At 63.2% G+C, this 475-nt stretch carries 1 protein-coding gene; it reads left to right on the forward strand.

Annotated features, from left to right (window positions below; all coding sequences use genetic code 11):
• Positions 1-258 (forward strand): hypothetical protein (locus AACY49_RS30675; protein ID WP_339528047.1); only part of this gene is annotated, 258 nt, incomplete at its 5' end.
• Positions 259-475 lie beyond the last annotated feature (217 nt).

Genomic DNA, 475 nt, shown 5'->3' on the forward strand with positions numbered 1-475 from the left:
ATGAATGTTCTTTGTTTGTTCTATCATGCGGGCATGCTCCGAGTCGATGAAGATAGTCTCGCCCTCCATCTCGAGGTGTCGCTCGCAACCGCCGAGCCCGCGCTGGTGACCGATATTCGGTGTGGCGACGCGGCCGCCCGGCGCCGTGCGGTATCGGAGTTGGCGCGCCACCTTGCGATGCGTTTGCGCTGCTATGACATCACAGCCGATGAACCCGCTGCGAGGTCCGATACATTGCCACTCTTCCCTGACGCATGACTGCCACCACCCCCGGGGGTAAGGGCTGATGCTCGCAATATTTCTGCTTGCTGTCGCGGTGGTACCCAGCGGCCATTCGTTCACCTGCACACCCGTCAGGATATGGGACGGCGATGGTCCGATCTGGTGCCGCGAGGGACCACGGATCCGGCTCGCCGGGATAGCGGCCCGGGAGATTGACGGCTCCTGCCGCAGAGGACATCCCTGTCCGCGTGCG

The organism is Pseudomonas sp. EL_65y_Pfl2_R96 (genome assembly GCF_963970905.1).
Classification (GTDB): Bacteria; Pseudomonadota; Gammaproteobacteria; order Pseudomonadales; family Pseudomonadaceae; genus Aquipseudomonas.